Here is a 26,764-nt window from a genome sequence, read left to right as displayed (position 1 = left end):
GAGCTCCAGGCATCCGGCAAGCATGCTCGCGATCGTTCGCCGTTACGAGGCGGCCGGCTTTCGCGCCTGGCCGGCGGCCGCCGTCCACTATGACGGCACCTGGGTGGTGCGGCTGACCGCCGGCCATCCGGCCAAGCGGCTGAACTCGGTCAATCCGCTCGATCCCGGCGACATCCAGCACATTGCCGACCGTATAGGCAGGGCCAGCCGCCGTTTCGATGCCTATGGCAGGCCGCTGACATTCCGCATGTCGCCGTTGTCGGGTCCCGATCTTGCCAGTCATCTCGACCATGAGGGATGGAGCCGGTTCGACGAGTCGCTGGTCATGCGGCTGCCGCTGGCCGATGCGCAACTCGACGCTGCCATGGACCAGATCCCGCTCAAAGACATCAGCCGCTTCATCGGCGCGTCGCTCAAGGTCAGCGGTTCGGATGTTTCGCTGCGCCCCGGCCTGTCGGAGATCATCGGCGCCATCCAGCCCGAAGCCGGGCTGTTCGCGCTCGAAGATGGATCAGAAGCGCTGGCGACGCTGATCTGCGTGCATGACGGCGATCTCGCCGGCCTGTTCGAAGTCGCCACCGACAAGTCGGCACGCAACAGGGGCCACGGCCGCAACCTGATCCTGTCGGCACTGAAATGGGCACGGCTGCGGGGCGCACGGGAAGCCTGGCTGCAAGTCGAGGCCAACAATGTGCCGGCACTGGCGCTCTACCATTCGCTCGGCTTCGAGGAAGTCTATCGCTACCACTACCGCCGGCCGCCGGGTCATGAATGATGTCGTGATTGCCGGCAAGCGCCTGCTGCTGGTCGCCGCCTGCGCGCTGGTCGATGCCGACGGCCGGGTGCTTTTGGCGCAGCGGCCTCAGGGCAAGCAACTTGCCGGGCTGTGGGAATTTCCCGGCGGCAAGGTCGAGCCGGGCGAGACGCCCGAACAATGCATCATTCGCGAACTGCATGAGGAAATCGGCATCGAAACCGACATCCCGTGCCTGGCGCCGCTCACTTTCGCCAGCCATTCCTACGACGATTTCCACCTGCTGATGCCGCTGTTCATCTGTCGCCGCTTTCGCGGTATCGCGCAGCCCAGGGAAGGGCAGACGCTGAAATGGGTGCGGCCGAAGCAGATGCGCGAGTATCCGATGCCGCCGGCCGATGAGCCGCTGATCCCGTTCCTCATCGATCTTCTCTGAGGCTCCCGTCCGGCCGGTTCCTGGCCGAGGCGTTGTATCAGCCAGCATTAATGGAAGATTTATCTCGTCGTGAAAAATTGAAGCATGGCCGTTCGCGGCCGAGCCGTCGATTTGCCGGGGAGCGATAGCATGAGCCTAGACAGGGATTGGGACTCGATCCGGCCCGAGCGGGGGTTTCGCGCCGCCGATGCGGGCATGGGCATATTGCGCATAACGCTTCTGTTCGGTTCGGCCGCGGTGGCGCTGGCGCTGATCGCAACCCCTTTCCTCGACAGCCAGACACGCTCGCTGTCGGCCCGTGACGGTTTCGGCGGGCTCGACATGGCGGCCACAGGCTCGATCGGCCATCGCGAAACCTACACGCTGCGCCGCAGCGTGCTGCAGCCGCAGCCGAGCTCGGTCTGCATCATCAGGTCCAATGGCCGGAGCAGCGGCGACTGCTGACATGGTTAAGAAATTTCGCAAAGGCGGCGGTTTCACCGCCTGTTAAGCCTTTGCCGTTAACCTTTCTTAACAGGTCGGCTGTAAGGTCCCGGACAGAGGGGTTGAGGCCATGAAAGCAGTGCTGCTGGGTTTTCTGAACGACGAGACCGGCGCCACGGCCGTCGAATATGGCGTGATCATCGCCGTGCTGTCGCTGGCCATCGTCGGCGGTATCGGTGAGGTCCGCGACGGGATCATCTGGCTGTTCAGCGACAACAACAGCAAGCTTGCGAACGCTTTCGCACCCACTCCCTGATCCGGCTTTTCCGCACCCTGGGGCAGGATCATTGCCCGTCGGGCGCCTCCAGGATTGTTTTCAGCGAGACCTTGGCCGACCCTGGCTTCAGCGGTTTTTGCTGCGAAGCGTCGGGCGCCCAGCCGGACATCCAGACAATCGAGAAACTTGCCCTGACGCGGCCGTCGGGGTCGGAAAACCGCTCGGCGTAGATTTCCGCCGCACGGGCAAACAGCTTGCGCGAGCCCGGCCGCCGGCTGCGATCGGTGAGCGCATTGGTCTCGCCCATGGCCCGCAGATCCGCGATCAGGTTGAACAGGCTGGCATAGCGCACCGTCACCGTCTCGACGTCGGCGACCGGCAGAGCGAGACCGGCGCGCTGCAGCAGCGCACCGGCATCGCGCACATCGGTGAACGGCGCGACACGCGGGCTGGCGCCCCCGTAAAGCTCGGTCTCGGCCGCAAGCAGGCTTTCGCGCAATTCGAAAAGCGTGCCGGCGCCGGCAAAGGCGCCGAGGAAAAGCCCATCCGGCCGCAGCGCGCGGCGGATCTGGATCAGCATGCCTGGGATGTCGTTCATGGCCTGCAGCGACAAGAGCGACACCGCCAGATCGAGGCTTTCCGGCTCGAACGGCACGGTTTCGAGCGGTGCGATCAGGCCGGCATCGCCACCGCTCAGGAAAGCCGTATCCGTCTCGACGCGGACAATGTCGGCGACCTTGCCGCTTTCGGCGAGCGTTTCGGCCGCCGCCGGCGTCTGGCAAAACAGCACGGCCGCCTTGCCGAACCGGCGCTCGACGGCGCCCAGCCGGTCGGCAAGGTCCTCGGCCGTGCGGCGCATGAGGAAGTCCGCGCCGTCGACCGGACGGGCAAGCGCGCGCCGCTTGTGCGTCAGCCACAGAGAGGTATCCATTATTGGCTGCAACGGGCAGATCCTTTGTTTGTCCACGCTCCGAGATCGTTGATATAGTGGCGCGCAGGAGCAACCACGTGGCCGATCCGATGCCCAAGATCAAGTCCATCGGGATCACGAACCTGGCCCGGTCGGTTGTCGGCTGGCCGGCGCGGATGCTGTTTCCGCCGGTCTGCGCCGGTTGCCGCCGGCATGTCTCGCAGCCGGGCGTGCTGTGCGGCGCCTGCTGGCCGAAGCTCAGGCTGCTGGAGCGGCCATGGTGCCCTGTCATGGGTACGCCGTTCACCCACCATATGGGCGAAGGCTTTCTGTCGGCCGAGGCGATTGCCGATCCGCCGCCTTTCGAGCGGGCGCGGGCGGCGGTCGCCTATTCCGGCGTTGCGCGCCAGATGGTGCAAGGGTTGAAATACCAGGATCGCACGGATCTGGCACCTTGGATGGCGCGCTGGATGATGCGTGCGGGTGCCGATCTCATCGCCGAGGCGGATGTGGTGGTGCCGGTGCCGCTGCACTGGCGACGGTTTTTCAGGCGGCGCTTCAACCAGTCGGCGGAACTGGCAAGGGCGGTCTCGGCACTTAGCGGATTGCCCTTCGCCCCCTCGGCGGTGCGGCGCGTGAAACTCACCCGCCAGCAGGTTGGGCTGGAGCGCGGCGAACGCGAGGAGAATGTGCGGGCCGCGTTCCGGGTGCCCGCCGAGGCGGAAATCGAGATCGCCGGCCGCAGGGTGCTTTTGATCGACGATGTCTACACCACCGGCGCCACGGTGCGTTCCGCCACCAAGGCGCTGAAAAGGGGAGGTGCGGCCGCCGTCGACGTGCTGACCTTTGCGCGTGTGTTGCCGGGGGACTTTCGGGCGGACGAGTCCGCGACTATATAAGTCGGCAACGAACAGCGGAAATTCGTCATGACCGATGTCACGATCTACACCCGCATGATGTGCGGCTATTGCACGGCAGCCAAGCGGCTGCTCGAGCGCAAGGGCATAGCCTTTACCGAGCACGATGCCTCCTTCTCGCCGGAATTGCGCCAGGAGATGATCTCCCGGGCGCATGGCCGCACGACCTTTCCGCAGATTTTCATCGGCGATACGCATGTCGGCGGCTGTGACGACCTCCACGAGCTGGAGGCCGAAGGCCGGCTGGACAAATTGCTCGCCAACGGCGCGACGAATTGAGGGAATGACGATGGGTGTTTTCAAGGCCGCTGCGATCCAGATGCGTTCGGGCGAGAGCCCCGAGCGCAACGCCGTCGATCTCGAACGGCTGGTGCGTGAAGCAGCCAGCCTAGGTGCCACCTACATCCAGACGCCGGAAATGACCGGGGCGCTGATCCGCGACAAGGAAGCTCGCGCCGCATCGTTCACGTCGGAGGACAAGGACATCGTCGTTGCGACCGCGCGCAGGCTGGCCAGGGAGCTCGGCATCTTCCTGCATATCGGCTCGACCGCCATTCTGCGCGCTGACGGCAAGCTCGCCAACCGGGCGCTGCTGTTCGGGCCGGATGGTGCTGCGCTCGCCGCCTACGACAAGATCCACATGTTCGACGTCGATCTCGACAATGGCGAGAGCTGGCGTGAGTCCGCCGCCTATGAACCGGGAACCGAGGCCGTCGTCACCGACATCGAGGGTGCAAAGCTCGGCTTCGCCGTTTGCTACGATCTGCGCTTTCCGCAACTCTTCCGCGCCGAGGCGTTGGCCGGCGCAGACCTGCTTTCCGTACCGGCTGCCTTCACCCGCCAGACGGGCGAGGCGCACTGGCACGTGCTGCTCAGGGCGCGCGCCATCGAGAACGGCGCCTATGTCGTCGCCGCCGCGCAGGGTGGCTTGCATGAAGACGGCCGCGAGACTTACGGTCATTCGCTGATCGTCGATCCGTGGGGCCGGATCATTGCGGAAGCCGCGCATGACGAACCGGCGGTGATCGTCGCCGAGATCGACCCGGCGCAGTCGCTTGCCGCGCGCAAGAAGATCCCCAATCTCAGGAATGCGCGGGATTTTGCCGTCAATGCCGGCTCGGGCGAGGCGCCGCGGCTCAGGGGTGCAGCCTCTTGATCCGTTTTGCCCTGATCTGCGAGCACGAGCACGAATTCGAAGGCTGGTTCCGCAGCAACGACGATTTCGACACCCAGAAGAAGCGCGGCTTCGTCGATTGCCCGAGCTGCGGTTCGCACAAGGTGCAGAAAGCACTGATGGCGCCGGCCGTCTCCACGGCGCGCAAGCAGGAAACCATAGCGCTGGCCATGGGCGAGGCGCAGAAGCAGGCTTTGGCGCAGCTGAAGGCGATGGCCGAGAAGGTGCGCGAGAATGCCGATTATGTCGGCGACAAGTTCGCCGAGGAAGCGCGAAAGATCCATTTCGGCGAGAGCGACCCGCGTGGCATCTATGGCGAGGCGACGCTGGACGAAGCCAAGAGCCTGGTCGAGGACGGCGTCGAGTTCATGCCGATCCCGGTGTTTCCGGACGACCGCAACTGAGTTCCGAGGGAGCTTTGCGCGACCCAGAAGCGATTGAGCCGCGACGCAGCATAAGAGCCGTCGTTGGCCGATTGGCCCGCTGGGGCGCCGTCAAGCTTAGCGGTACCCGAACGATCGACGGGTTGCTCATCATCAGCGACAAGGGCACCGACAAGATCGTCGAGGCGCTTCAGCTTATTCGTGATTTTGATCCAGTGCGCTACAGACGGCTGCTTGGTGACGTAAGACAGGTATTTGTCACAACCCTTCCTGCTTCCGTCGCGCAATGGGCAAACTCTTCCAAGGCATGCGAATTGGACGAGCGCCATATCATCAGCGAAGGGACGACGCCGGAATTGGTCGCTTCGATTATCGTCCATGAAGCCACCCACGCGCGGCTTATGCGATGTGGTATCGGCTACGAAGAGGCGCTGCGGGATCGCGTGGAGCAGGTCTGTCTGCGTCGAGAAATAGCCTTTGCGGCCAGATTGCCGACCGGAAAGGGCCGGAGCCAGCAAGCCGAAGCGACACTCGAGGCCATGCCGGACTTTTCCGACAAGGCGATGAGTGAGCGCTATCTCAGCGGTTTGCGGGATGCTCTGCTCTACCTCAACATGCCGACCCGGCTTATCGACCTCACCGTATCATACCGCCGCTGGAAACACCGGCGCCGGTTCTCGCGGCAGCCTACGAACTGACCCGGCTTAGCTCACGCTCCCGATCAATTTCTCAAGCAGCCGAGAGAGCGTCTCCCGTTCGGCCGGTGTCAGGCCGGAAAGAATCTCATGCTCGTTGGCAACATGGGCGGCAATAGCCTCATCGATCAACGCGAGACCCTTTTCGGTCAGCCGCACGACAATGCCGCGCCGATCGTTGGGGTGCGGCCCGCGCAGGATCAATCCGGACGTTTCGAGCCGGTCGAGCCGGTTGGTCATGGCGCCTGACGTCACCATCGTCGCTTCATAGAGGGCGGTCGGCGTCAGGGCGTAGGGTGATCCAGAGCGGCGCAGCGTTGCCAGCACGTCGAATTCCCCGGACTGCAATCCATAACGGGCAAACAACGGCGCCAGGCGCTCGCGGGCGATCAGCGAGGCGGCCTCGTTCAGCCGCCCGAGCACACCCATCGGCGAGACGTCCAGATCGGGTCGTTCCCGCTTCCATTGCTCGATCGCCCGTGCTGCCCTGTCCAACTGTCTCACCATCATTTATCTTGACGTTAAGAATCTTTCCGTTATCTTACTGCAAGATGCAATGCCGGCCAAGAGCCGCGCTACAGGATTCGGTCAATGAAGCTTCTCTGGGATTCGGCGCTCGGCCTGCTGGTCGTCACCGGCGGCCTGCTCGGCCTGACGCTGCCGTTCGGCAAGCTCGCCACGGCTGCCGGCGTGCCGGCCATGGTCTGGGCCTTCGTCATCTCGCTCGGCGCCGGCGGGGTCTTGCTGTGCATGCTCTTGGCTCGCGGCAAGCGGGTCCGGCTCACCGCGCACAAATTGCGCTATTTCTTCGTCACCGCCGCGGTGTCCTATGCTGTCCCCAATCTCCTGATGTTCTCGGCCATCCCGCATCTGGGCGCCGGCTACACCGGCATCATGTTCACGCTGTCGCCGGTCATCACGCTGGTGTTCTCGATCCTGCTGCGTGTCCGGCGCCCCAACATGCTGGGCATTGCCGGCATCGCCGTCGGCTTCGTCGGCGCCGTCATGGTCGCGGTGACGCGCGGCGAGGCCGGCCAGCCGGCCGATTTGTTCTGGGTGGCGATGGGGTTGCTCATCCCGGTCAGCCTTGCCGCCGGCAACATCTATCGCACGGTCGACTGGCCGGACGGTACCGGCCCGATCGAGCTTGCCGTCGGCAGCCATCTGGCGTCGGCGGCGATGCTGCTTGCCGGCATTCTCCTCCTGTTCGGCGGCGAAGCTTTCGTCCCACTCGGCGGCGTGCCGCTGGTCGTCGTCGCGCAGGTTGCGTCGGCATCGGCGATGTTCGCGTTCTTCTTCCGGCTGCAGGCGGTCGGCGGTCCGGTCTATCTCAGCCAGATCGGTTATGTGGCGGCGGCCGTCGGCCTGTTTGCCGGAACCCTCTTCCTCGGCGAGCACTATCAACTGCTGACCTGGGCAGGCGCGCTCATCATCACCGCCGGCGTGTTCATCACCACCAGGGCACAAAGCCAGAAGGCGTGAGCGGTCGCAGGGGATCCGAACTGCCTTCGCGCCTGGAGCCGATCTCACCTGAATTTGTATCCAGATCTGCTTTATCTTCTTGTTTGAGCGTGGTCTTTTCCGAGGACCTTTCCCTTTTTGGAATCGTGCTCTGGAGCAAGCCATGACCGAACCGAAGACATCCGAGGAGACTGCCGTCGATGTAGCTGATTTTCGCGCCGCGATGCGGCTGATCGTCGGCAATGTCAGCGTCATCACCGCCGGCACCGGCGAGGATCGCTCCGGTCTGGTGGTCATTTCGGTCGTCTCGCTGTCGGCCGAGCCGCCCAAGGTGATCGCCTGTGTCAACCGGTCATCGTCGACCTGGCCGGTGATCGAACGCTACCGGCATTTCGGCGTCAACTCGCTTGGCCCCCAGCATCAGCGCGTGGCCGAGCGGTTCTCCGGCTTCGGCGGCATCAAGGGCAAGGACCGCTATGAGGGCGCCGAATGGGTGACGCTCAAGACCGGAGCTTTGCTGCTTTCGGATGCGGTGGCCGCATTCGACTGCAGCCTCGATGAAATGATCGATCGCGGAACGCATTCCATCGTCATCGGTTCGGTCGAGGCCGTGCGCACGTCCGATGCCGGCCAGGCGCTGATCTACTGGCGCGGCGGCTACAGGCCGCTGAATTCTGAATAAGGTCAGACCGAGCCTTTTTCCGCCAGGACCATGTAGTTGACGTCCATGTCCTTCGACCGCGCCCAGCGGTCGGCCAGCGGATTGTAGGTGACGCCGGTGCGGTCGATGATGGTCAGGCCGGCGCCGGCAAGCGCCTTTTCGAGCTCTTCCGGGCGCACCAGCTTGCCGAACTGGTGGGTGCCGCGCGGCAGCCAGCGCAGCACATATTCGGCGCCGATGATGGCTAAGCCCAGCGCCTTCAGCGTGCGGTTGATGGTGGCCACGAACATGATGCCGCCGGGCCGCACCATCTCGCCGCATTTGGCGACGAACAGGTCGATGTCGGCGACATGCTCGACCACTTCCATGTTGAGGATGACGTCGAATTTCTCGCCGGCGTCGGCAAGGTCCTCGGCCGTCGTGGCGCGATAGTCGACGCTGACATTGCCTTCGGCGGCGTGCAGCTTGGCCACTTCGATGTTGGTTTCGGAGGCATCCGCGCCCACAACCTCGGCGCCAAGCCGCGCCATCGGCTCGCACAAAAGTCCGCCGCCGCAACCGATGTCGAGGATGCGCAGTCCCTCGAAAGGCCTTGCAGCGCGTGGGTCACGGCCGAAGCGCGTCGCTATCTGGTCGCGGATATAGGCCAGCCGGACCGGATTGAATTTGTGCAGGGGACGGAACTTGCCGTTCGGGTTCCACCATTCGGCGGCAAGGGCGGAAAAGCGTTCCACTTCTCCGGCATCGATCGTCGATCGTCGGGGCTCTGGCATAGTTGGTCTCCTCGACACTACAGCGCCGCGCGTCCTCTTGGACGCGCAAAGGACGCTGTAGCACTTTAGATTCTGCGCATGATCCTTTCCGAAATCGACTTCGATTTCGGGGTCATGCGCTAGGAAGTCGGGCGTGAAGCCGCGAATGTCAAGGCAACAATTTTCTTCTGCCGGCAGGGAGCCGGATTCTGTCAGGGCATGTCAGCTGGAGTGCGCCGCGGTGAAACACAATTGGCCTGGCGGGCGAAGGAACACATCATCGTTTTGAACTCGAAGGAGGTGACGATGACAGCAATGACGGCTTCGATCCTCTGGCATCGGCTGGACGTGGAGGGGCATGATGCCTGTCTGCTTGCGCAGACCGATGGCGGGCACAGCCTCAAGGGACAAGTCATCTTCATCCAGGACGGCAAGCCGTGCTGCCTCGCCTACGGGGTGGATTGCGATGCCGGCTGGCACACACGGGCGGCGCTTGTCGAAGGCTTTCTCGGCACGCGCCAGCTGCACTATGCGATCGAACGCGATTTCAACGGCCAGTGGACGCTGAACGGCGAAGTCCAGCAGGGCGTCGACGGCCTTGTCGACGTTGATCTTGGCTTCACACCGGCATCGAACCTGGTGGCGATCCGCCGGTATGGCCTCGGGATCGGCGAAGCGTCGCCTGCCCCGGCCGCCTACCTGACTTTCCCTGAACTGAGGCTGGTGCGCCTCGATCAGACCTATCGGCGTCTCGACACGGTTCGCTATGCCTACGCCGCGCCGGTGTTCGGCTATGACGAGACCCTCAACGTCTCGCCGCACGGCTTCGTTGTCGACTATCCCGGCCTTTGGAGAAGCGCGGCTGCGTCAGGCTGAAGCGATTGTGATCAGTCCGCTGCGACCTGCGTCGTGCCAAGCACGTCACGCAGTTTCGCTGCCAGTTGCTCGATGGTGAAGGGCTTAGCGAGGAAATGCACGTCGTGGTCGAGCACGCCGTTGTGGACCACGGCGTTCCTGGTGAAGCCGGTGGTGAAGATCACCTTCAGCAGCGGCATGCGGGCAACGGCCTCTTCCGCCAGCTTGCGGCCGTTCATGACGGGCATGACGATGTCGGTGAACAGCAGGGCGACCTTCGGGTTCTCCGCCAGTTTCTGCAACGCTTCCTCGCCACTCGCGGCATCAATGACGGTGTATCCGAGTTCGCGTATGGCCTCGACGGTGGAGACCCGCACGCGGGCATCATCCTCGACGACAAGGATCGTTTCGGCGACCGGTGCGGCGGGGTTGTCGCCGCGCCCGGTGGGCACGGCCGGCTCTTCGGCGCCGAAATACCGCGGCAAGTAGATCTTGATTGTCGTGCCTTCGCCGGGCTCGGAATAGATGTTGACGTGGCCGCCCGACTGTTTGACGAAGCCGAACACCTGGCTCAATCCAAGGCCGGTGCCCTTGTTGACCGGCTTGGTGGTGAAGAAGGGTTCGAAGGCCTTGGCCATGACATCGGGGGTCATGCCCGAACCGGTATCGCTGACGGCGATCATCACATACTGGCCGGCCGCGACTTCGGCATGGGCGGCGGCGTAGCTGTCGTCGAGATGGCTGTTGGCGGTCTCGATGGTCAGCTTGCCGTCATCGCCCATGGCGTCGCGGGCGTTGACGGCCAGGTTGAGAACGGCGTTCTCGATCTGGCTCGGGTCGGCATGGGTTTTCCATAAGCCTCCCGCCAGCACCGTTTCGATGCGGATGGTTTCGCCGAGTGCCCGCCGGATCAGGTCGGACATCCCGGTCAGCAGGCGGTTGGCGTCGACGATCTGCGGCGCCAGCGGCTGCTGACGCGAGAAGGCGAGCAGCCGGGCCGTCAGATTGGCGGCACGGGTCGCGGCATCGATCGCCGCGTCGATGAATTGTGCGATATCGTGCTCGCCGCGCGCCAGCTTGCGCTGGGCGAGGTTCATGGCGCTGATGATCACCGCCAGCATGTTGTTGAAGTCGTGGGCGATGCCGCCTGTAAGCTGGCCGACCGCCTCCATCTTGTGCATCTGGCGGATCTGGGATTCTGCCTTTTCACGTATCTCGATCTCACTGCCGAGCGCGACGTTCTTGCGCACCAACTCCTCCTGGGCGACGGCCACCTCAAGGAAGCGGCGGCGCGATTCCCTGATCGCGTAGCCGGCAAGCAGGAAGATCGCCAGCAGTGCCGCCACCGAACCGATGCGTAGCCAGGTCTCGACCTGGTCGGTATGCGCGTCGCGCGCGGCGACGGCTGCGGCGCTGATGCGTCGGACCGTATCCATGCTGGTTCGGATTTCGTCCATGACTGCCTTGCCCTGGCCGCTGCGAATCAGATCCAGCGCTTTCGTCGCATTGCCCTGGTCGTATAGGGCAATCGTCTCGGCCAGTTCAGCCTGCTTTTGCGAAAGCGCGTCCTTGATGTGGTTGATCGGCTGGACGAACTGGTCGTCGGGGGCGGTCAAGCTGTCGATACGGGCAAGTTGCCCCGGAATGGCGCCGACAGCGCTCCGATAGGGTTCGAGATAGGATTTCTCGCCGGTCAGCAGGTAGCCACGCTGGCCGTTCTCGGCTTCCTGTGCCAGAGAAAGCAGACCCGAAAGCAATTGCTGATATTCGATTGCCTCGCGCGCGGCGGCGCGGTTGGCCCGCTGTTCCTCGACCAGCATGGCACGGCTGCCGACAATAAGCGCCAGCACCGCAAAGCCTGCGACAAGCGGGAGCGATTGCCATCGCATGGCACGTCGAAACCGAGCAATCATCATCTGCTATGCCGAACCAAAAGAATTCCCGCAGGCAGCATTTCGTAGGCGGCGCCGGGGCGGAAGGCAATATGCCGGCTTCTGGAGCCGGCAATTGGCCGCCAGCCTTGCGAAACCTTCGTCATTTGGCTAAGGAGGCCGCGCATTCAGCGGCCGGCGTCAGCCGGCCTTCCGCTTTTCGGGATTCCGGCTTTTGGCTGGGATCCGGCTTCAGGCAAAGGCATTTCGCTCCCATGGCGCGCATCGTGATGAAATTCGGCGGAACCTCGGTCGCCGACATCGCCCGCATCCGCAACGTGGCGCGTCACGTCAAACGCGAGGTCGACGCCGGCCATGAGGTGGCGGTGGTCGTTTCGGCGATGGCCGGGAAGACCAACGAACTGGTCGGCTGGACGCGTGAGGCCTCGCCGATGCATGACGCACGCGAATATGATGCGGTCGTCGCTTCCGGCGAGCAGGTCACGGCCGGCCTGCTGGCCATCACTTTGCAGAACATGGGCGTGCACGCCCGCTCCTGGCAGGGCTGGCAGATCCCGATCAAGACCGATAATGCGCATGGGGCGGCGCGCATCCTCGACATTGACGGTGCGTTCCTGATCAAGCGCTTCGGCGAGGGCCAGGTGGCGGTGATTGCCGGGTTCCAGGGCATCGGCCCGGACAATCGTATTGCCACGCTCGGCCGCGGCGGCTCCGACACCAGTGCTGTCGCCATCGCTGCGGCGGTCAAAGCCGATCGCTGCGACATCTACACCGATGTCGACGGGGTCTACACCACCGATCCACGCATCGAGCCCAAGGCGCGGCGGCTGGCCAAGATCTCGTTCGAGGAAATGCTTGAAATGGCCTCGCTCGGCGCCAAGGTTCTGCAGGTGCGTTCGGTCGAGCTTGCCATGGTGCACAGGGTGCGTACCTTCGTGCGGTCGTCCTTCGACGATCCCGATGCGCCCGGAATGGGGGATTTGCTCAATCCGCCCGGAACGCTCATTTGCGACGAGGAAGAGATCGTGGAACAGCAGGTCGTCACCGGAATTGCCTACGCCAAGGACGAAGCGCAGATTTCACTGCGCCGGGTCGGCGACCGGCCGGGCGTTGCCGCCGGCATCTTCGGGCCGCTGGCCGAGGCCAACATCAATGTCGACATGATCGTCCAGAACATTTCCGAGGACGGCAAGTTCACCGACATGACCTTTACCGTGCCGTCGGGCGATGTCGACAAGGCGCTGGCCGTGCTTGAACGCCTCAAGGCCTCGATCGGCTACGATGTCGTGCAGTCGGAAGCCGGCATGTCGAAGGTTTCGGTCATCGGCATCGGCATGAGGAGCCATGCCGGCGTCGCCGCCACCGCTTTCAAGGCGCTGGCCGACAAATCGATCAACATCCGCGCCATCACGACCTCGGAGATCAAGATTTCGATCCTGATCGACGGCCCGTATACGGAACTTGCGGTTCGTACTTTGCATTCCGTCTACGGTCTGGATAAGCAGTAGCGAGAACGATTTGAGTTGTTGCGTGTGCGCCGGTCGCGGTGGAAACTGCGGCGGGCAGAATGCCCATTGGAGAACAAGCCGCGATGCGTGATCAGGCCAGTGGCCCGCGCGTTTTGCTCAAACGGCTCCGCGAGCTCATGCAGGAGCCGCTGGAGCCGCAGGAGCGGCTTGACCGGATTGTGCGCGACATCGCCTCCAACATGGTCGCGGAAGTCTGCTCGCTCTATGTGCTGCGTGCCGATTCGGTGCTCGAACTCTACGCCACCGAAGGTCTGAACCCGAACGCCGTCCATTTGGCGCAGTTGCGGCTGGGCCAAGGCCTGGTCGGCACCATTGCCGCCAGCGCGCGGCCGCTCAACCTGTCCAATGCGCAGGAACACCCTGCCTTCGCCTACCTGCCGGAGACCGGGGAAGAGATCTACAACTCGTTCCTGGGCGTGCCGGTGCTGCGGGCAGGGCGCACGCTGGGCGTGCTGGTGGTGCAGAACAAGACCATGCGCCACTACCGCGACGACGAGGTCGAGGCGCTGGAAACCACGGCGATGGTGATCGCCGAGATGATCGCCACCGGCGATCTGGCGCGGCTGACCCGGCCCGGCCTCGAACTCGATCTGCGCCGTCCTGTCAGCTTCACCGGCCTGTCCTTCAATGAAGGTGTCGGGCTTGGCCATGTCGTGCTGCACGAGCCGCGCATCGTCGTCACCAATCTGTTCAACGAGGACAGCGAGGAAGAGGTTCGCCGGTTGGAGATCTCACTCAGCTCGCTCAGGCTGTCCATCGACGACATGCTGGAACGCCGCGACGTCGCCTTCGAGGGCGAGCATCGCCAGGTGCTGGAAGCCTATCGCATGTTCGCCAACGATCGCGGCTGGGTGCGACGGCTGGAAGAGGCGATCCGCAACGGCCTGACGGCGGAAGCCGCGGTGGAAAAGGTGCAGAGCGACATGCGCGCCCGCATGCTGCACATGACCGATCCCTATCTGCGCGAGCGGATGAGCGATTTCGACGACCTCGCCAACCGCCTGCTACGCCAGCTGATGGGGCGCGGGCCGGAAGATGTCGCGGCATCGCTGCCTAAGGACGCCATCATCGTCGCCCGTTCGATGGGGGCTGCCGAACTGCTCGATTATCCCCGCGACAAGATGCGCGGGCTGGTGCTCGAGGACGGTGCAGCGACCAGCCACGTCGTCATCGTCGCGCGTGCCATGGGCATCCCCGTCGCCGGCCAGATGAAGGGCGCTGTTTCCATGGCGGAAAACGGCGATGCCATCATCGTCGACGGCGAGGAGGGCGTGATCCATTTGCGGCCGCAGCCAGATCTCGAGGCCGCTTATGCCGAAAAAGTGCGTTTCAGGGCGCGCCGGCAAGAGGTCTACCGCGAACTGCGCAAGAAGCCGTCGACGACCAGGGATGGTGTACAGGTCGATTTGCTGATGAATGCCGGTCTCGCCGTCGACCTGCCGCAGCTTGCCGAAGCGGGCGCGGCCGGCATCGGTCTGTTCCGCACCGAATTGCAATTCATGGTCGCTTCCACCTTTCCCCGGGCCGAGGCCCAGGAAAAGCTCTACCGCGACGTGCTCGAAGCGGCGCGCGGCAAGCCCGTCACCTTCCGCACCATCGACATTGGCGGCGACAAGGTGCTGCCCTATTTCAAGGGCGCGATCCAGGAAGAGAACCCGGCGCTTGGCTGGCGGGCGATCCGCCTGACGCTCGACCGGCCGGGCCTGCTGCGCACCCAGATACGCGCTTTGCTCAAGGCCAGCGGCGGGCGTGAGCTGAAGCTGATGCTGCCGATGGTGACCGAACTCGGCGAGATCGCCCAGGCACGCGAGATCATCGACCGCGAGGTGCGGCATTTGTCGCGCTTTGCCCATCATTTGCCGACCAGCCTGAAGCTGGGGGCGATGCTTGAAGTGCCATCGCTGCTGTTCCAACTCGATGAATTGATGAAAGCGGTCGATTTCGTCTCGGTCGGTTCGAACGACCTGTTCCAGTTCGTCATGGCCGTCGACCGCGGCAACACGCAACTGGCCAACCGCTTCGACACGCTGTCGGCACCCTTCTTGCGCGTCCTCAAGCAGATCGCCGATGCCGGCGTCCGCAATCACACGCCGGTGACGCTGTGCGGCGAACTCGCCGGCAAGCCGATCTCGGCGATGGCGTTGATCGGACTCGGTTTCCGCTCGATCTCGATGTCGCCGGCCTCGATCGGGCCGGTCAAGGCGATGCTGACGGAACTGCCGCTGGACGAATTGAAGGCGTTTTTCGACGACAATCTGATGGCTCCGGCACAGGGCCTGCCGATGCGGGCGCTGCTGCAGGCCTTTGCCGACGACCGTTCGATCCCGTTATAGCAGCCTCATCATGGTCAATTTGCCCCGCGATCGTATGGATCAAGTCGTCAAGCGTTTCGAGATGCTCGAAGCGCAGATGTCGGCCGGCCCGGCGCCGGACGCCTATGTGCGGATGGCGTCCGAATATGCCGAAATCCAGGACATGGTGGCCAAGGTCAGGGCGCTGCGCGCGGCCGAGCATGAACAGGCCGACCTCGAAGCCATGCTTGCCGACAGGGGCACCGACGCCGAGATGCGGGCGCTGGCCGAGGCCGAGCTGCCAGGGGTCGAGGACCGCATCGAGGCGCTGCAGAAGGACATTCAGATCCTGCTGTTGCCCAGGGATGCCGCCGACGACAAGAACGCCATTCTCGAAATCCGCGCCGGCACCGGCGGCGATGAGGCCGCGCTTTTCGCCGGCGACCTGTTTCGCATGTACGAACGCTACGCCGCCGAACGCGGCTGGCGTTTCGAGACCGCCTCGGCCAGCGATGGCGATGCCGGCGGCTACAAGGAAATCATCGCCACGGTGTCGGGCAAGGGCGTCTTTGCGCATCTGAAATTCGAATCCGGCGTGCACCGCGTGCAGCGCGTGCCGGCGACCGAGGCCAGCGGGCGCATCCACACGTCGGCGGCAACCGTCGCGGTGCTGCCCGAGGCCGAAGAGGTCGACATCGACATCAGGGCCGAAGACATCCGCATCGACACGATGCGCGCCTCGGGTTCGGGCGGCCAGCACGTCAACACCACCGATTCGGCCGTCCGCATCACCCATCTGCCGACCGGCATCATGGTCGTGCAGGCTGAGAAATCGCAGCACCAGAACCGCGCCAAGGCGATGCAGATCCTGCGCGCCCGCCTCTATGATCTCGAACGCGGCAAGGCTGACGAGGAGCGCTCCGAATCGCGCAAGTCACAGGTCGGCTCCGGTGACCGCTCGGAACGCATCCGCACCTATAATTTCCCGCAAGGGCGCGTCACCGACCATCGCATCAATTTGACGCTCTACAAGCTCGACCGGGTGATGATGGGCGAACTCGACGAGATCATCAACGCGCTGATCGCCGATCATCAGTCCAAGCTGCTCGCCGACATCGGCATCGATGACTGACCTGCCCAACGCGCTCGGGCCGCTGCTGCGGGAAGCGCGGGCTCGGCTCGGCAGCACCGTCGACGACCCGGCGCTCGATGCGAGGCTGATCGTCGAGCATTTCTCGGGCACGACGCGCACGCAAGCCATTGCGGACCCCGAACGCAGGGTCGGCGCCGGCGCTGTTGCCGAAATCGATGCCGCCTTGAGACGCCGCGCCGGCGGCGAACCTGTGCATCGCATCCTCGGCTATCGTGAATTCTACGGTTTGCGCCTGTCGCTGTCGCCGGAAACGCTGGAACCGCGGCCGGATACCGAAACGCTGGTCGAGGCGATATTGCCCTTCGTCAAGGCGGTTGCGACGCAGGAAGGCGAGTGTCGCATCCTCGATCTTGGCACCGGCACCGGCGCCATTGCGCTGGCGCTGCTCAGCGTCGTGCCGACGGCTAATGCCACCGGCGTCGATCTGTCCGCGGGTGCGCTGGCGACGGCGGCCCGCAATGCCGGGCAACTGGGCCTTGCGGGCCGGTTCACGGCGCTGCAGTCGGACTGGTTCGAAAAAGTTTCCGGCCGGTACCATGTAATTGTCGCAAACCCTCCCTATATATCCTCCGAAGACATTGGAAATCTGCAGGACGAAGTCCGCAATTTCGACCCGCGCCTAGCCCTGGATGGCGGCGCGGACGGTCTGAACCCCTACAGAACCATCGCTGCGGAAGCGGCAAGGTTTTTGGAAATTGAAGGCAGAATTGCGGTCGAGATCGGCCATACGCAACGCAACGAGGTCTGCGAGATATTCACTGCAGCCGGCTACGTGCCGGGCAGTGTTTTCCGTGACCTCGGTGGAAACGACAGGGTTATTGTCTTTGAAAGGATAAAGCCTTGACGCAGTGCAAAAAAGCGCTTGGCAATGCCGGGGAATGCGGCTAGGGTCGCCTTAACCGGATGAGACGAAGCAGGCAGTGCTCTTAGCGATTCGGTTTTCCTTGGAAATAGCTGCCTTCTTGCGCAAACGATGCCCAAGCTTCGTGCGGGAATCGTCCGGCAAGTGATGTAACCGGAACAGGATGACACGTGGCGCCAACGCAATCGATGCGGGCGAACGCCGGTGAAGAGACGAAACGGCTGGCTGCATGAGCGCCTCCGTTCGTGAAGAGTTTTTCGAAAATTTCAAAATGAAGAGAGTTTGATGAGGCCACAACAGCAGAACAGGCGCATGCGCGGTCGCAACAACAATGGCGGCGGCGGTGGTAACAATAACAACAATAACAACAACAACCGCAAGGGGCCTAATCCCCTGACGCGCAACTACGAGAGCAATGGCCCGGACGTGAAGATCCGCGGTTCGGCTCAGCAGATCGCCGAAAAATACGCCACCCTTGCCCGTGATTCACACAGCTCCGGCGACCGGGTCATGGCGGAGAACTATCTCCAGCACGCCGAGCATTACAATCGCATCATCGCGGCCGCACAGGCGCAGATGCCAATCCAGAACACGCAGCAGAATCGCGATGATTTCGACGATGACGGCGATGAGGACCGCGACGATTTCGACAATAGCGGCAACAACAGCAACGCTGCTTCCGACGTCCAGATCCCGGTGGTCAACCATGGCGCCGGCCCGCAGCCGGTTATCGAAGGTACGCCGGCCGAGGTCGCGCTGAACCGGGAAGGTGGCCGCGAGGCCCGCGATAACAATGGCGGGCGCAACAATGGCGGCCGCGACAACAATGGCGGGCGCCATCGTGATCGCCGCCCCAATGGCGGCTATGGCCAGAACGGCCAGCGCGACTTTTCATCGTCCGCCGAGCAAGGTGGTCAGCCCCAGGGCAACGAGACCCCGATCCAGGGCGAAGCCGTTTCGCCGGCCGAATCTGTGACGCCGGCCGAACCGGCTCCGTCGTTCGAGAACCTTTCCCCGGCAGGTCTTGCCGCCCAGGCCGAACTCAACGAGGCGGCCGCCGAAAGCGGTGCAGCCCGTCGTCCGCGTCGTCCGCGCCGCCCGCGCGTCAACGCCGATCAGGTTGATGGCGGTAGTGACAATGCCAGTTCCGGGACCGACGCCGGCGAGGTGGCTGCGGCCCCGGCCGACAGCGGCAACGCCCAACCGGTCAATGTCGATATCGACAACTGACCCAACGGCATTTCAAGGCATTGAGCGGCGGAGAGAAATCTCCGCCGTTTTCGTTTGGGCGGCCGTGCAATATTATGTGGTTGCCGATATCGGGACGTCTTGAGGGTTCAGGGCCTGTGCACCATATCAGCCTCAACTGGACCCGGCTCGAATGAGCGGGTCCGTCACCGCAATCGGATCCGGTGCCGCAAAGCGGGCCGGTGATGGAAGGAGACAGATATGAACCTTGAGAAATACTCAGAGCGCGTGCGCGGCTTTATCCAGTCCGCGCAGACCATGGCGCTTTCCCGCAACCACCAGCAATTCACCCCTGAACATATCCTGAAAGTGCTCGTCGACGACGACGAGGGCCTGGCCGCGTCGCTGATCGAACGCGCCGGCGGCAACGTCCGCGACGTCAAGCTTGGCGTCGAGACGGCGCTCGAAGCGATGCCCAAGGTCGAGGGCGGCAATGGCCAGCTCTATCTGGCCCAGCCGCTGGCGAAAGTGTTTTCGACCGCCGAGGAACTGGCCAAGAAAGCCGGCGACAGTTTTGTCACGGTCGAGCGGCTCTTGCAGGCGCTCGCCATGGAAAAGTCGGCCAAGACCGCCGACATATTGGCCAAGGCCGGCGTCACCGCGCAGGCGCTCAACCAGGTCATCAACGATGTCCGCAAGGGCCGCACCGCCGATTCGGCGAGTGCCGAACAGGGCTACGACGCGCTGAAGAAATACGCGCGCGACCTGACCGCGGATGCCCGTGCCGGCAAGCTGGACCCCGTGATCGGCCGTGACGACGAGATCCGCCGCACCATCCAGGTGCTGTCGCGCCGCACCAAGAACAATCCGGTGCTGATCGGCGAACCCGGCGTCGGCAAGACGGCGATCGCCGAAGGTCTGGCACTGCGCATCGTCAATGGCGACGTACCGGAATCGCTGAAGGACAAGCAGCTGATGGCGCTCGACATGGGCGCGCTGATTGCCGGCGCCAAATATCGCGGCGAGTTCGAGGAGCGGCTGAAGGCCGTGCTCTCCGAAGTCACCTCGGCCAGCGGCAACATCATCCTGTTCATCGACGAGATGCACACGCTGGTCGGCGCCGGCAAGGCGGATGGCGCCATGGATGCATCCAACCTGTTGAAGCCGGCGTTGGCGCGCGGCGAACTGCACTGCGTCGGCGCCACCACGCTCGACGAGTATCGCAAGCATGTCGAGAAGGATGCAGCCCTTGCCCGGCGCTTCCAGCCGGTTTTCGTCGACGAGCCGACGGTGGAAGACACCGTTTCGATCCTGCGCGGCCTGAAGGAGAAATACGAGCAGCACCACAAGGTGCGCATTTCGGATTCAGCGCTGGTGGCGGCGGCGACGCTGTCCAACCGCTACATCGCCGATCGCTTCCTGCCGGACAAGGCGATCGACCTGGTCGACGAAGCCGCATCGCGGCTGCGCATGCAGGTCGATTCCAAGCCCGAGGCGCTGGACGAGATCGATCGCCGCATCATGCAGCTCAAGATCGAGCGCGAGGCGCTGAAGGTCGAGACGGACGATGCTTCGAAGGACCGGCTCGCCCGCCTGGAAAAGGAACTCGTCGGCCTTGAGGAGGAATCGACCGAGATCACCGCCAAGTGGCAGGCCGAGAAGCAGAAGCTCGGGCTCGCCGCCGACCTGAAGAAGCAGCTCGACGAGGCGCGCAACGACCTTGCCATTGCCCAGCGCAAGGGTGAATTCCAGCGCGCCGGCGAGCTTGCCTATGGCAAGATTCCGGAACTGGAAAAGAAGCTGAAGGAGGCCGAGGCCCAGGACGGCAAAGCCGGCATGGTCGAAGAGGTGGTTACCCCCGACCACGTCGCCCATATCGTCTCGCGCTGGACCGGCATTCCGGTCGACAAGATGCTGCAGGGCGAGCGCGACAAGCTGCTGCGCATGGAAGACGAGATCGGCAAGCGCGTCGTTGGCCAGGGCGAGGCGGTGCAAGCTGTGTCGAAAGCGGTGCGCCGCGCCCGCGCGGGCCTGCAGGATCCGAACCGGCCGATCGGCTCGTTCATGTTCCTCGGACCGACGGGTGTCGGCAAGACCGAGTTGACCAAGGCGCTGGCGAGCTTCCTGTTCGACGACGAGAGCGCCATGGTGCGCATCGATATGTCGGAGTTCATGGAAAAGCACTCGGTCGCCCGGCTGATCGGCGCGCCTCCCGGCTATGTCGGCTATGAGGAAGGCGGCGCGCTGACCGAAGCGGTGCGGCGCCGGCCCTATCAGGTCGTGCTGTTCGACGAGATCGAGAAGGCGCATCCGGATGTGTTCAACGTGCTTTTGCAGGTGCTCGACGACGGCCGCCTGACCGACGGCCAGGGCCGCACGGTCGACTTCCGCAACACGCTGATCATCATGACGTCGAACCTCGGCGCCGAATATCTCGTCAACCTCACCGAGGACCAGGATGTCGATCTGGTGCGCGACGAGGTGATGAACGTCGTCAGGGCATCGTTCCGGCCGGAGTTCCTCAACCGCGTCGATGAGGTGATCCTGTTCCACCGGCTGCGCCGGCAGGATATGGGCCGCATCGTCGAGATCCAGCTCAAGCGGCTCGAGAGCCTGCTTGTCGACCGCAAGATCACGCTATCGCTGGACCAGGAGGCGGTGGATTGGCTGGCGGCCAAGGGCTACGACCCGGCCTATGGCGCGCGGCCGCTGAAGCGGGTGATGCAGAAGGAATTGCAGGACCCACTGGCGGAGAAGATCCTGCTCGGCGACATCCTCGACGGCTCGACCGTCAAGGTGACAGCCGGTTCCGACCGGCTGAATTTCCGCTCCAAACCGACGATCGTCGCGGCGGAAGCGGCAGCCTGATCCTGCGCCGCGCGTCCTTCCTGGACGCGCGGCGTTTTCATATAAAACGTGGGGCGGGGATGACACTGGACGACTACAACAGCTTCTGCGACTCGCTGCCTTCGACGACCCATGTCGTCCAGTGGGGTGGCGCCCATGTTTGGAAGGTGGGGGCCAAGGTCTTCGCGATCGGCGGCTGGGACGATGGCCAGCAGCTCTTCGTCACCTTCAAATGTTCCGATATCGCCTATGATGTGCTCAAGGAACAGCCGGGGCTACGGCCTGCACCCTATCTTGCCTCGCGCGGCATGACATGGATCCAGCGTCGGACAAGCCAGAGCATGGATGATGCCGCGCTGAAGGACTATCTGCGCGAGAGCCATCGCCTTGTCGCCCTGAAGCTTACCAGGCAGGCGCGCAAGGAATTGGGACTTGCCGAAAGCTAGCCTATATTCCTTGAGGCGCCGGAAAACCGCCATCTTCATGCCCGGTTCATGTTGGAACCATAGGATGGTGTAACTGGTTTGCTGGCGAAGGGGTTCGCCAGAAGACAATGCCGGCGGCGGCAAATTTACGGACCGGAGAATTTGGCCACCATGTTCCGCACGATCTTTGCCCTCTCGGCGCTAGCCGCCGGGCTTGTGTCTTCCGGGGCGTTCGCCGCGCCGACGACGGACAATGCGCCAAGGGTTGTCCGCGCTGCCGATACCGGGGGCATCCTTGTCGCCCAGGACGGCAATCTCGACATCTACTACGACGCCAGAGGCAACCGCGTGATCGTCGATGCCGATACTGGCAAGGTCATCGCCATCCAGCCGCCGCAGACCCGGCTCGATCGCCGCGCCTCGCGCCGCGAGACACGACTGCGCGAACTGGGCCGCGCCCCCGAAGGCGACGACCGCTACTATCTCGACGATCCGGAAGACATGGCGCGGTTCCGGCGCAAGCAGTTGGAAGAGGAAGGCCGCGTTATCCCGCCGCCGGCGGATGAGTACGATCCCTATGGGGACAATTCCGCCGAAGCCTACCCGCCGGCGCCGCAGGACGATGGCAATTACGACGACAATTATCCCGACGCGCCGCAGCCGGCTAAGCCGGGTACAATCAAGCGCCAGCCGCTGAACGAGGCCGCGATAGACCCTGCCCAGCCGACGACACCCGCCGATCAGGCGGCTCTGCCGCCAAAGGCCGGCGACAAGACCACCGTTGCCCCGGCACTTTCGCTGGGAGCGCGCCAGGATGTCGCCGCCCTTCAGGTGCTGCTCGACCGGGGTGGCGCTTCGCCTGGCGTCATCGACGGGCGTTTCGGTTCGAATGTCGACAAGGCGCTCGCCGCCTACAACCAGATCACCGGCGCCAATCTGCGATCGACCGACGCGGTCGCCATCCAGGCGGCACTTGCGCAATCCGGCGGCGATGCCTTCGCCAATTACACGATCACAGCGGAGGACGCGGCCGGTCCCTATGTCGCGTCGATCCCGGAAGACTACAGCCAGAAGGCGCAACTCGACCGCATGGGTTATACGTCGGTGACCGAGGCGCTCGCGGAGCGCTTTCACATGGACGAGAATTATCTCAAGGCGCTCAACCCGGAGGTCGATTTCAATCGTCCCGGCACGATCATCAAGGTCGCCAATTTCGGCAGGCTGGTTTCGACGCCGGTGGCGCGTATCGTCGCCGACAAGGACAAGAAAGAGGTTTTCGCCTATGACGCCGGCGGCAAACTGGTCGCGGCCTATCCCGCAACCATCGGCTCGTCGGATACGCCGTCACCGTCCGGCATACACACGGTGTCGCGCGTGGCGCTCGATCCGAACTACACCTACAATCCCAGCATCAATTTCAAGCAGGGTCAAAACGACAAGGTCCTGACCATTCCGCCGGGCCCGAACGGTCCCGTCGGTTCGGTCTGGATCGCCCTGGATAAGCCGACCTACGGCATCCACGGCACGCCCGATCCGTCGAAGATCGGCAAGACCGAGAGCCATGGCTGCGTACGCCTGACCAACTGGGATGCGCGGGAGCTGGCCAAATTGGTTTCGCCGGGCGTGACGGTGGAGTTTGTCGGCGGGCCCTCAGCCGATAACCTTGCGCAGCAGTGAACCGCGAAGCGCGGCGGCATAGACCAACTGCACGACCAGGATGAAGCCGACGCCGAGCAAGGGACTGACAAGCGAGAGTGCGGCGCCGACCGCCCACAGGATCTGTGCCTTGATGATGCGCAGATAGACCGTGCGTTTGGTTTCCGCATCGACATCCTCTGCTACGAAGCCGCTTTTCTCCGCATAACGCCAGCTCGCGAACAGCGTGACGCCGAGCGCCAGCAGATTGAGCCAGTAGACCAGCACCGCGGTTCTGAACTCGAGGAAGTCGGCCAGAAGATCGGTCGAGAAGGGCAGCAAGGCGATGAAGGCGAGAAAGCAAAGGTTCAGCGTGGCAAGCCGTCGATCGGATTTGGCGATCAGACCATGCTGCGCCTGCTGGCCAAACCAGAAGATGGTCAGCGTCAGGAAGCTCAAGGCGTAGGTCAGGAAACGCGGCGCCAGGGCGGCGATCGCAGCGAGCAGCTCGCGTTCGGAATGGATCGCCTCGTGCGCCGGCACCCTGATTTCGAGAACGATCAGGGTGAGCGCGATGGCGAATACGCCATCGGTGATCCCGACGATACGGCCGCGTCCCTCAGCCGATGCTTCAAGTGGCCGCTTCATCGATGTTTCCCCATCGGCACCTTCCGGAAACCTAGCATGGTTGCCGCCATTTGCATCTGACAGGGTGCGACCCTGGCCAAACGGCTGGTTTCAGCGACAGCAAGCCACTGGCTGGTTGTTGCCGGTGCGCCAGGGGTTTAAGCAAGGTTTCATGCATTCACCAAGTGAAGCCGCCGCCGTCCCGCTGACCAATCCGGTCACGAATGGAACGTTTTGTCCGCAGTCGCGGCGACGATTTGTGCTGGTCGCGGCAATTCTGGCCTCGGCGCTTGGCTTCATAGACGGCTCCATCCTGGCCATCGCTACACCAGCGATCCGCGTCAATCTCGGCGCAAGCCTTGCCGAGGCGCAGTGGATTTCCAATGCCTATGCCTTGACGCTCTCGGCGCTGATCCTGGCCGGGGGCGCTGCCGGCGACCGATTCGGTCTGCGCCGCGCCTTCGTGGCCGGCATTGCGCTGTTCATCCTCGCTTCGCTTGCCTGTGCGCTGGCGCCGAATGCAATTGTGCTGATCGCATTTCGCGCGTTGCAGGGCATCGGTGCGGCAATCATGGTGCCTGGCAGCCTCGCCATCATCGCCAAGGCCTACCCGAAGAAAGAACGCGGCCGCGCGATCGGCATCTGGGCGGCGGCTTCGGCGCTGACCACGGCACTTGGCCCGGTGTTCGGCGGCTTCGTGCTGTCGGCCTTCGGTGACGGCATCTGGCGGGCGATCTTCGCCATCAACCTGCCGCTGGGCTTGATTTCGATCTGGCTTCTGCTGGCCAAGGTTCCGGCCGATGCGCCGACGGAGAAACGCAGCCTGGATCTCGGCGGTGCAGCGCTCGCGACATTGGCTTTCGGTGCGCTTGCCTATGGGCTGACCTCGATGAGCGCCAGCGGCGAGGGCCTCATGGCAGGGCCGAGCATTGCCGCCGGCGTCGTATTGCTGGCTGTCTTCATCGTCTTCGAGCTTCGGCAGGGCGAGCCGATGATCGACCTCAGCCTGTTTCGCGTCGGTGCTTTCGCCGGCGCCAATGTGGCGACGTTCTTCCTCTATTTTGCGCTGTCGGCCAACCTTTTCTATCTGCCAATGCTGCTGATCGCCGGCTGGGGGCTGAGCACGGCCGAGGTCGGCTTCATCTTCCTGCCCTTGTCGGCATCGATCGCGCTTTTGTCGGGACCTGTCGGCAAGCTGTCGGACCGGATCGGACCGCGTTTTCCGATCGCCTGCGGCAGCCTGGTCGTGGCTTTTGCGTTTGCCGGGCTGGCCTTGCTCACCTACGCCGGCATCCACAATTTCTGGACGGGAACATTTCCGCTGATGGGGCTGATGGGGCTCGGCATGGCTCTGGTCGTGTCGCCCTTGTCGACCGCGATCATGACGGCGGTGGAGGACAAGGACACGGGGGCGGCCTCCGGCATCAACAATGCCGTCTCACGCATCGGCGGTCTGATCGCGGTGGCGGCGATGGGCTCGCTTGCCGCGTGGGTCTACGCGAATGCACTGGACGCGAGCGCAACGTCCGGCATCCCGGGATTTGGTGAACCGGCGCCAGCCGGGCTTGCCCCGGCCATCGATGCGACAAGGCTCGCCGCCAGCGACGCCGCGTTTGCCGCGGTTTCTTCGGTGACCGCGCTGCTTTGCCTGCTTGCGGCTGTCATCGCCTGGACGACCATTCCCGGTGATCGATTGCCATGGCCGCGACGGGCCGAAGATACGCCAGGCTGAAGCCGATCAACCGTCGATCTTGGCGCTCGCAACCTTCAGCGAATCGCTGTCTTCCTGCTTCAACAGTTCGTCGATGCGTTCGCGTTCGCGCTTGAAGGCGACGAGGTCATCGCCCTTCAGCACCTTGCCGACCGGCAGGCGGACACGCATCGGATCGACCTTGGTGCCGTTGACGATCAGCTCGTAGTGAAGATGCGGGCCGGTGGCGAGGCCGGTTTGGCCGAGGAAGCCGATGGTCTGGCCCTGGCGGACGTGCACGCCCGGTTCGATGCCTTTGGCAAAGGCGCTCTGGTGATTGTATGAGGTTTCGTAGCCATTGGCGTGGCGGATGATGATCTGCTTGCCGTAACCGCCGGCCCAGCCGACCTTCTCGACCGTGCCGTTGCCGGCGGCGATGATCGGCGTGCCGATGGGGGCTGCCCAGTCGACGCCGGTGTGCATGCGGACATAGCCGAGGATCGGATGCCTGCGGGCGCCGAACCCGGAGCGGAATTTCCCGGCGGGCAAGGGATTGCGCAACAGGAACTGCTCGGCGCTCGAACCGTCCTCATCGAAATAGTCGGTGCCGCCGTCCTGCATCTGGAAGCGGTAGAAGTTGCGGGTCTGGCCGCCGAACGTCGCCGAGACGTAGAGAAGCTCGGAGCTGTCCGAGGTCTGATCGTCGCCGTCGGGCTGCGAGAACAGGACTTCGATGCGGTCGGCGGGGCTGAGGCGAGACTGGAAGTCGACATCGGACGCCAGCAGCTTGATCAACCGCTGCGTCATCGCCTTGGACATGCCGTAGGAGTAGGCGGCGCGGTAGATGCCGTCATAGACGTTGGGCAGGTTGCCGCGCACCACCACCGGCGCCGACGAATCATCGAAGGCCGTCAGCAATTCGGGGTT

At 63.8% G+C, this 26,764-nt stretch carries 27 protein-coding genes (1 of these 27 cut by a window edge); 21 read left to right on the top strand and 6 right to left on the bottom strand.

Features of this window, described 5'->3' with window-relative positions:
* Positions 1-22: 22 nt before the first annotated feature.
* From A4R29_RS25530 to A4R29_RS25515, 4 genes are all read left to right on the top strand, one after another.
* On the top strand, positions 23-775 hold the full coding sequence (locus A4R29_RS25530; protein ID WP_063173142.1) for a GNAT family N-acetyltransferase: 753 nt from the start codon (positions 23-25) through the stop codon (positions 773-775).
* Positions 768-1,190 carry an 8-oxo-dGTP diphosphatase MutT gene (gene mutT, locus A4R29_RS25525; RefSeq protein ID WP_063173141.1) on the top strand — a complete coding sequence of 141 codons (423 nt, stop codon included), beginning with the start codon at positions 768-770 and terminating at the stop codon, positions 1,188-1,190. Before A4R29_RS25530 ends, mutT begins: the two co-directional genes overlap by 8 nt.
* A gap of 129 nt (positions 1,191-1,319) precedes the next feature.
* Entirely contained in the window at positions 1,320-1,634 is a 315-nt protein-coding gene (locus tag A4R29_RS25520) for a hypothetical protein (protein WP_013529445.1), read from the top strand.
* 109 nt (positions 1,635-1,743) lie between these two features.
* A complete protein-coding gene (locus A4R29_RS25515) occupies positions 1,744-1,929 on the top strand; it encodes a Flp family type IVb pilin (protein WP_013529446.1) in 186 nt (61 codons plus the stop codon).
* A gap of 28 nt (positions 1,930-1,957) precedes the next feature.
* Here A4R29_RS25515 and A4R29_RS25510 read toward each other — a convergent pair whose 3' ends face one another.
* Complete coding sequence (locus tag A4R29_RS25510; RefSeq protein WP_024503791.1) at positions 1,958-2,833, bottom strand: class I SAM-dependent methyltransferase; 876 nt, start codon at positions 2,831-2,833, stop codon at positions 1,958-1,960.
* 65 nt (positions 2,834-2,898) lie between these two features.
* Here A4R29_RS25510 and A4R29_RS25505 point away from each other — a divergent pair, with 65 nt between their 5' ends.
* The 5 genes from A4R29_RS25505 to A4R29_RS25485 all read left to right on the top strand — a co-directional run bounded on the left by A4R29_RS25505 (position 2,899) and on the right by A4R29_RS25485 (position 5,972).
* On the top strand, positions 2,899-3,699 hold the full coding sequence (locus A4R29_RS25505) for a ComF family protein (RefSeq protein WP_013529448.1): 801 nt from the start codon (positions 2,899-2,901) through the stop codon (positions 3,697-3,699).
* A gap of 27 nt (positions 3,700-3,726) precedes the next feature.
* Positions 3,727-3,996: a glutaredoxin 3 gene (gene grxC / locus A4R29_RS25500; RefSeq protein WP_013529449.1), complete on the top strand. Its 270-nt coding sequence runs from the start codon at positions 3,727-3,729 to the stop codon at positions 3,994-3,996.
* A 10-nt stretch (positions 3,997-4,006) separates the two neighbouring features.
* Positions 4,007-4,873: a carbon-nitrogen hydrolase family protein gene (locus A4R29_RS25495; protein WP_082827592.1), complete on the top strand. Its 867-nt coding sequence runs from the start codon at positions 4,007-4,009 to the stop codon at positions 4,871-4,873.
* Entirely contained in the window at positions 4,870-5,295 is a 426-nt protein-coding gene (locus tag A4R29_RS25490; protein ID WP_013529451.1) for a DUF1178 family protein, read from the top strand. The genes A4R29_RS25495 and A4R29_RS25490 overlap by 4 nt, the downstream gene beginning before the upstream one ends.
* A 122-nt stretch (positions 5,296-5,417) precedes the next feature.
* Complete coding sequence (locus A4R29_RS25485) at positions 5,418-5,972, top strand: hypothetical protein (RefSeq protein ID WP_167355189.1); 555 nt, start codon at positions 5,418-5,420, stop codon at positions 5,970-5,972.
* A gap of 6 nt (positions 5,973-5,978) precedes the next feature.
* On the opposite strand, the gene A4R29_RS25480 is transcribed toward A4R29_RS25485, so the two are convergent.
* Complete coding sequence (locus tag A4R29_RS25480; RefSeq protein ID WP_013529453.1) at positions 5,979-6,464, bottom strand: MarR family winged helix-turn-helix transcriptional regulator; 486 nt, start codon at positions 6,462-6,464, stop codon at positions 5,979-5,981.
* Between the two features lie 96 nt (positions 6,465-6,560).
* Here A4R29_RS25480 and A4R29_RS25475 point away from each other — a divergent pair, with 96 nt between their 5' ends.
* Together A4R29_RS25475 and A4R29_RS25470 are read left to right on the top strand one after the other, a co-directional pair.
* A complete protein-coding gene (locus A4R29_RS25475; protein WP_013529454.1) occupies positions 6,561-7,451 on the top strand; it encodes a DMT family transporter in 891 nt (296 codons plus the stop codon).
* Between the two features lie 142 nt (positions 7,452-7,593).
* Entirely contained in the window at positions 7,594-8,112 is a 519-nt protein-coding gene (locus A4R29_RS25470; RefSeq protein ID WP_063173138.1) for a flavin reductase family protein, read from the top strand.
* 2 nt (positions 8,113-8,114) lie between these two features.
* On the opposite strand, the gene ubiG is transcribed toward A4R29_RS25470, so the two are convergent.
* Complete coding sequence (gene ubiG, locus A4R29_RS25465) at positions 8,115-8,864, bottom strand: bifunctional 2-polyprenyl-6-hydroxyphenol methylase/3-demethylubiquinol 3-O-methyltransferase UbiG (RefSeq protein WP_013529456.1); 750 nt, start codon at positions 8,862-8,864, stop codon at positions 8,115-8,117.
* Between the two features lie 285 nt (positions 8,865-9,149).
* Between ubiG and A4R29_RS25460 the strand changes: the two genes are divergently transcribed.
* Positions 9,150-9,719, top strand: a complete 570-nt coding sequence (locus A4R29_RS25460; protein WP_063173805.1) for a putative glycolipid-binding domain-containing protein — start codon at positions 9,150-9,152, stop codon at positions 9,717-9,719.
* 11 nt (positions 9,720-9,730) lie between these two features.
* On the opposite strand, the gene A4R29_RS25455 is transcribed toward A4R29_RS25460, so the two are convergent.
* On the bottom strand, positions 9,731-11,587 hold the full coding sequence (locus A4R29_RS25455) for a CHASE3 domain-containing protein (RefSeq protein ID WP_063173804.1): 1,857 nt from the start codon (positions 11,585-11,587) through the stop codon (positions 9,731-9,733).
* Between the two features lie 257 nt (positions 11,588-11,844).
* On the opposite strand from A4R29_RS25455, the gene A4R29_RS25450 reads away from it, so the two are divergent.
* The 8 genes from A4R29_RS25450 to A4R29_RS25415 all read left to right on the top strand — a co-directional run bounded on the left by A4R29_RS25450 (position 11,845) and on the right by A4R29_RS25415 (position 23,562).
* On the top strand, positions 11,845-13,098 hold the full coding sequence (locus A4R29_RS25450) for an aspartate kinase (RefSeq protein ID WP_013529459.1): 1,254 nt from the start codon (positions 11,845-11,847) through the stop codon (positions 13,096-13,098).
* A gap of 83 nt (positions 13,099-13,181) precedes the next feature.
* A complete protein-coding gene (gene ptsP / locus A4R29_RS25445) occupies positions 13,182-15,452 on the top strand; it encodes a phosphoenolpyruvate--protein phosphotransferase (protein WP_063173137.1) in 2,271 nt (756 codons plus the stop codon).
* 10 nt (positions 15,453-15,462) lie between these two features.
* Complete coding sequence (gene prfA / locus A4R29_RS25440; protein WP_013529461.1) at positions 15,463-16,542, top strand: peptide chain release factor 1; 1,080 nt, start codon at positions 15,463-15,465, stop codon at positions 16,540-16,542.
* Positions 16,535-17,407, top strand: coding sequence for a peptide chain release factor N(5)-glutamine methyltransferase (gene prmC / locus A4R29_RS25435; RefSeq protein WP_027163520.1), 873 nt, complete (start codon positions 16,535-16,537; stop codon positions 17,405-17,407). Before prfA ends, prmC begins: the two co-directional genes overlap by 8 nt.
* Positions 17,408-17,710: 303 nt before the next feature.
* Positions 17,711-18,655: a DUF4167 domain-containing protein gene (locus A4R29_RS25430; RefSeq protein WP_063173136.1), complete on the top strand. Its 945-nt coding sequence runs from the start codon at positions 17,711-17,713 to the stop codon at positions 18,653-18,655.
* Positions 18,656-18,874: 219 nt separating this feature from the next.
* Entirely contained in the window at positions 18,875-21,481 is a 2,607-nt protein-coding gene (clpB, locus tag A4R29_RS25425; protein ID WP_013529464.1) for an ATP-dependent chaperone ClpB, read from the top strand.
* A gap of 59 nt (positions 21,482-21,540) precedes the next feature.
* Entirely contained in the window at positions 21,541-21,906 is a 366-nt protein-coding gene (locus A4R29_RS25420) for an MmcQ/YjbR family DNA-binding protein (RefSeq protein WP_013529465.1), read from the top strand.
* A gap of 150 nt (positions 21,907-22,056) precedes the next feature.
* On the top strand, positions 22,057-23,562 hold the full coding sequence (locus A4R29_RS25415) for a L,D-transpeptidase family protein (protein ID WP_063173135.1): 1,506 nt from the start codon (positions 22,057-22,059) through the stop codon (positions 23,560-23,562).
* Here A4R29_RS25415 and A4R29_RS25410 read toward each other — a convergent pair.
* The gene (locus A4R29_RS25410; protein WP_063169065.1) at positions 23,536-24,168 is read right to left on the bottom strand and encodes a TMEM175 family protein; all 633 of its coding nucleotides are present in this window, start codon (positions 24,166-24,168) and stop codon (positions 23,536-23,538) included. The two genes, A4R29_RS25415 and A4R29_RS25410, sit on opposite strands and share 27 nt — an antisense overlap.
* A 151-nt stretch (positions 24,169-24,319) precedes the next feature.
* Between A4R29_RS25410 and A4R29_RS25405 the strand changes: the two genes are divergently transcribed.
* Positions 24,320-25,879, top strand: a complete 1,560-nt coding sequence (locus tag A4R29_RS25405; RefSeq protein ID WP_063173134.1) for an MFS transporter — start codon at positions 24,320-24,322, stop codon at positions 25,877-25,879.
* Between the two features lie 6 nt (positions 25,880-25,885).
* Here A4R29_RS25405 and A4R29_RS25400 read toward each other — a convergent pair whose 3' ends face one another.
* Positions 25,886-26,764, bottom strand: partial view of a M23 family metallopeptidase gene (locus tag A4R29_RS25400; protein ID WP_063173803.1) — the end only. The gene runs 1,083 nt beyond the window's last position; the window shows 879 of its 1,962 coding nt (coding positions 1,084-1,962); the start codon falls outside the window, past its right edge; it ends in the stop codon at positions 25,886-25,888.

The organism is Mesorhizobium ciceri biovar biserrulae, assembly GCF_001618845.1.
In the GTDB taxonomy this organism is placed as follows: Bacteria; Pseudomonadota; Alphaproteobacteria; order Rhizobiales; family Rhizobiaceae; genus Mesorhizobium; species Mesorhizobium ciceri.
This window is presented reverse-complemented; position numbering and strand designations above follow the sequence as displayed.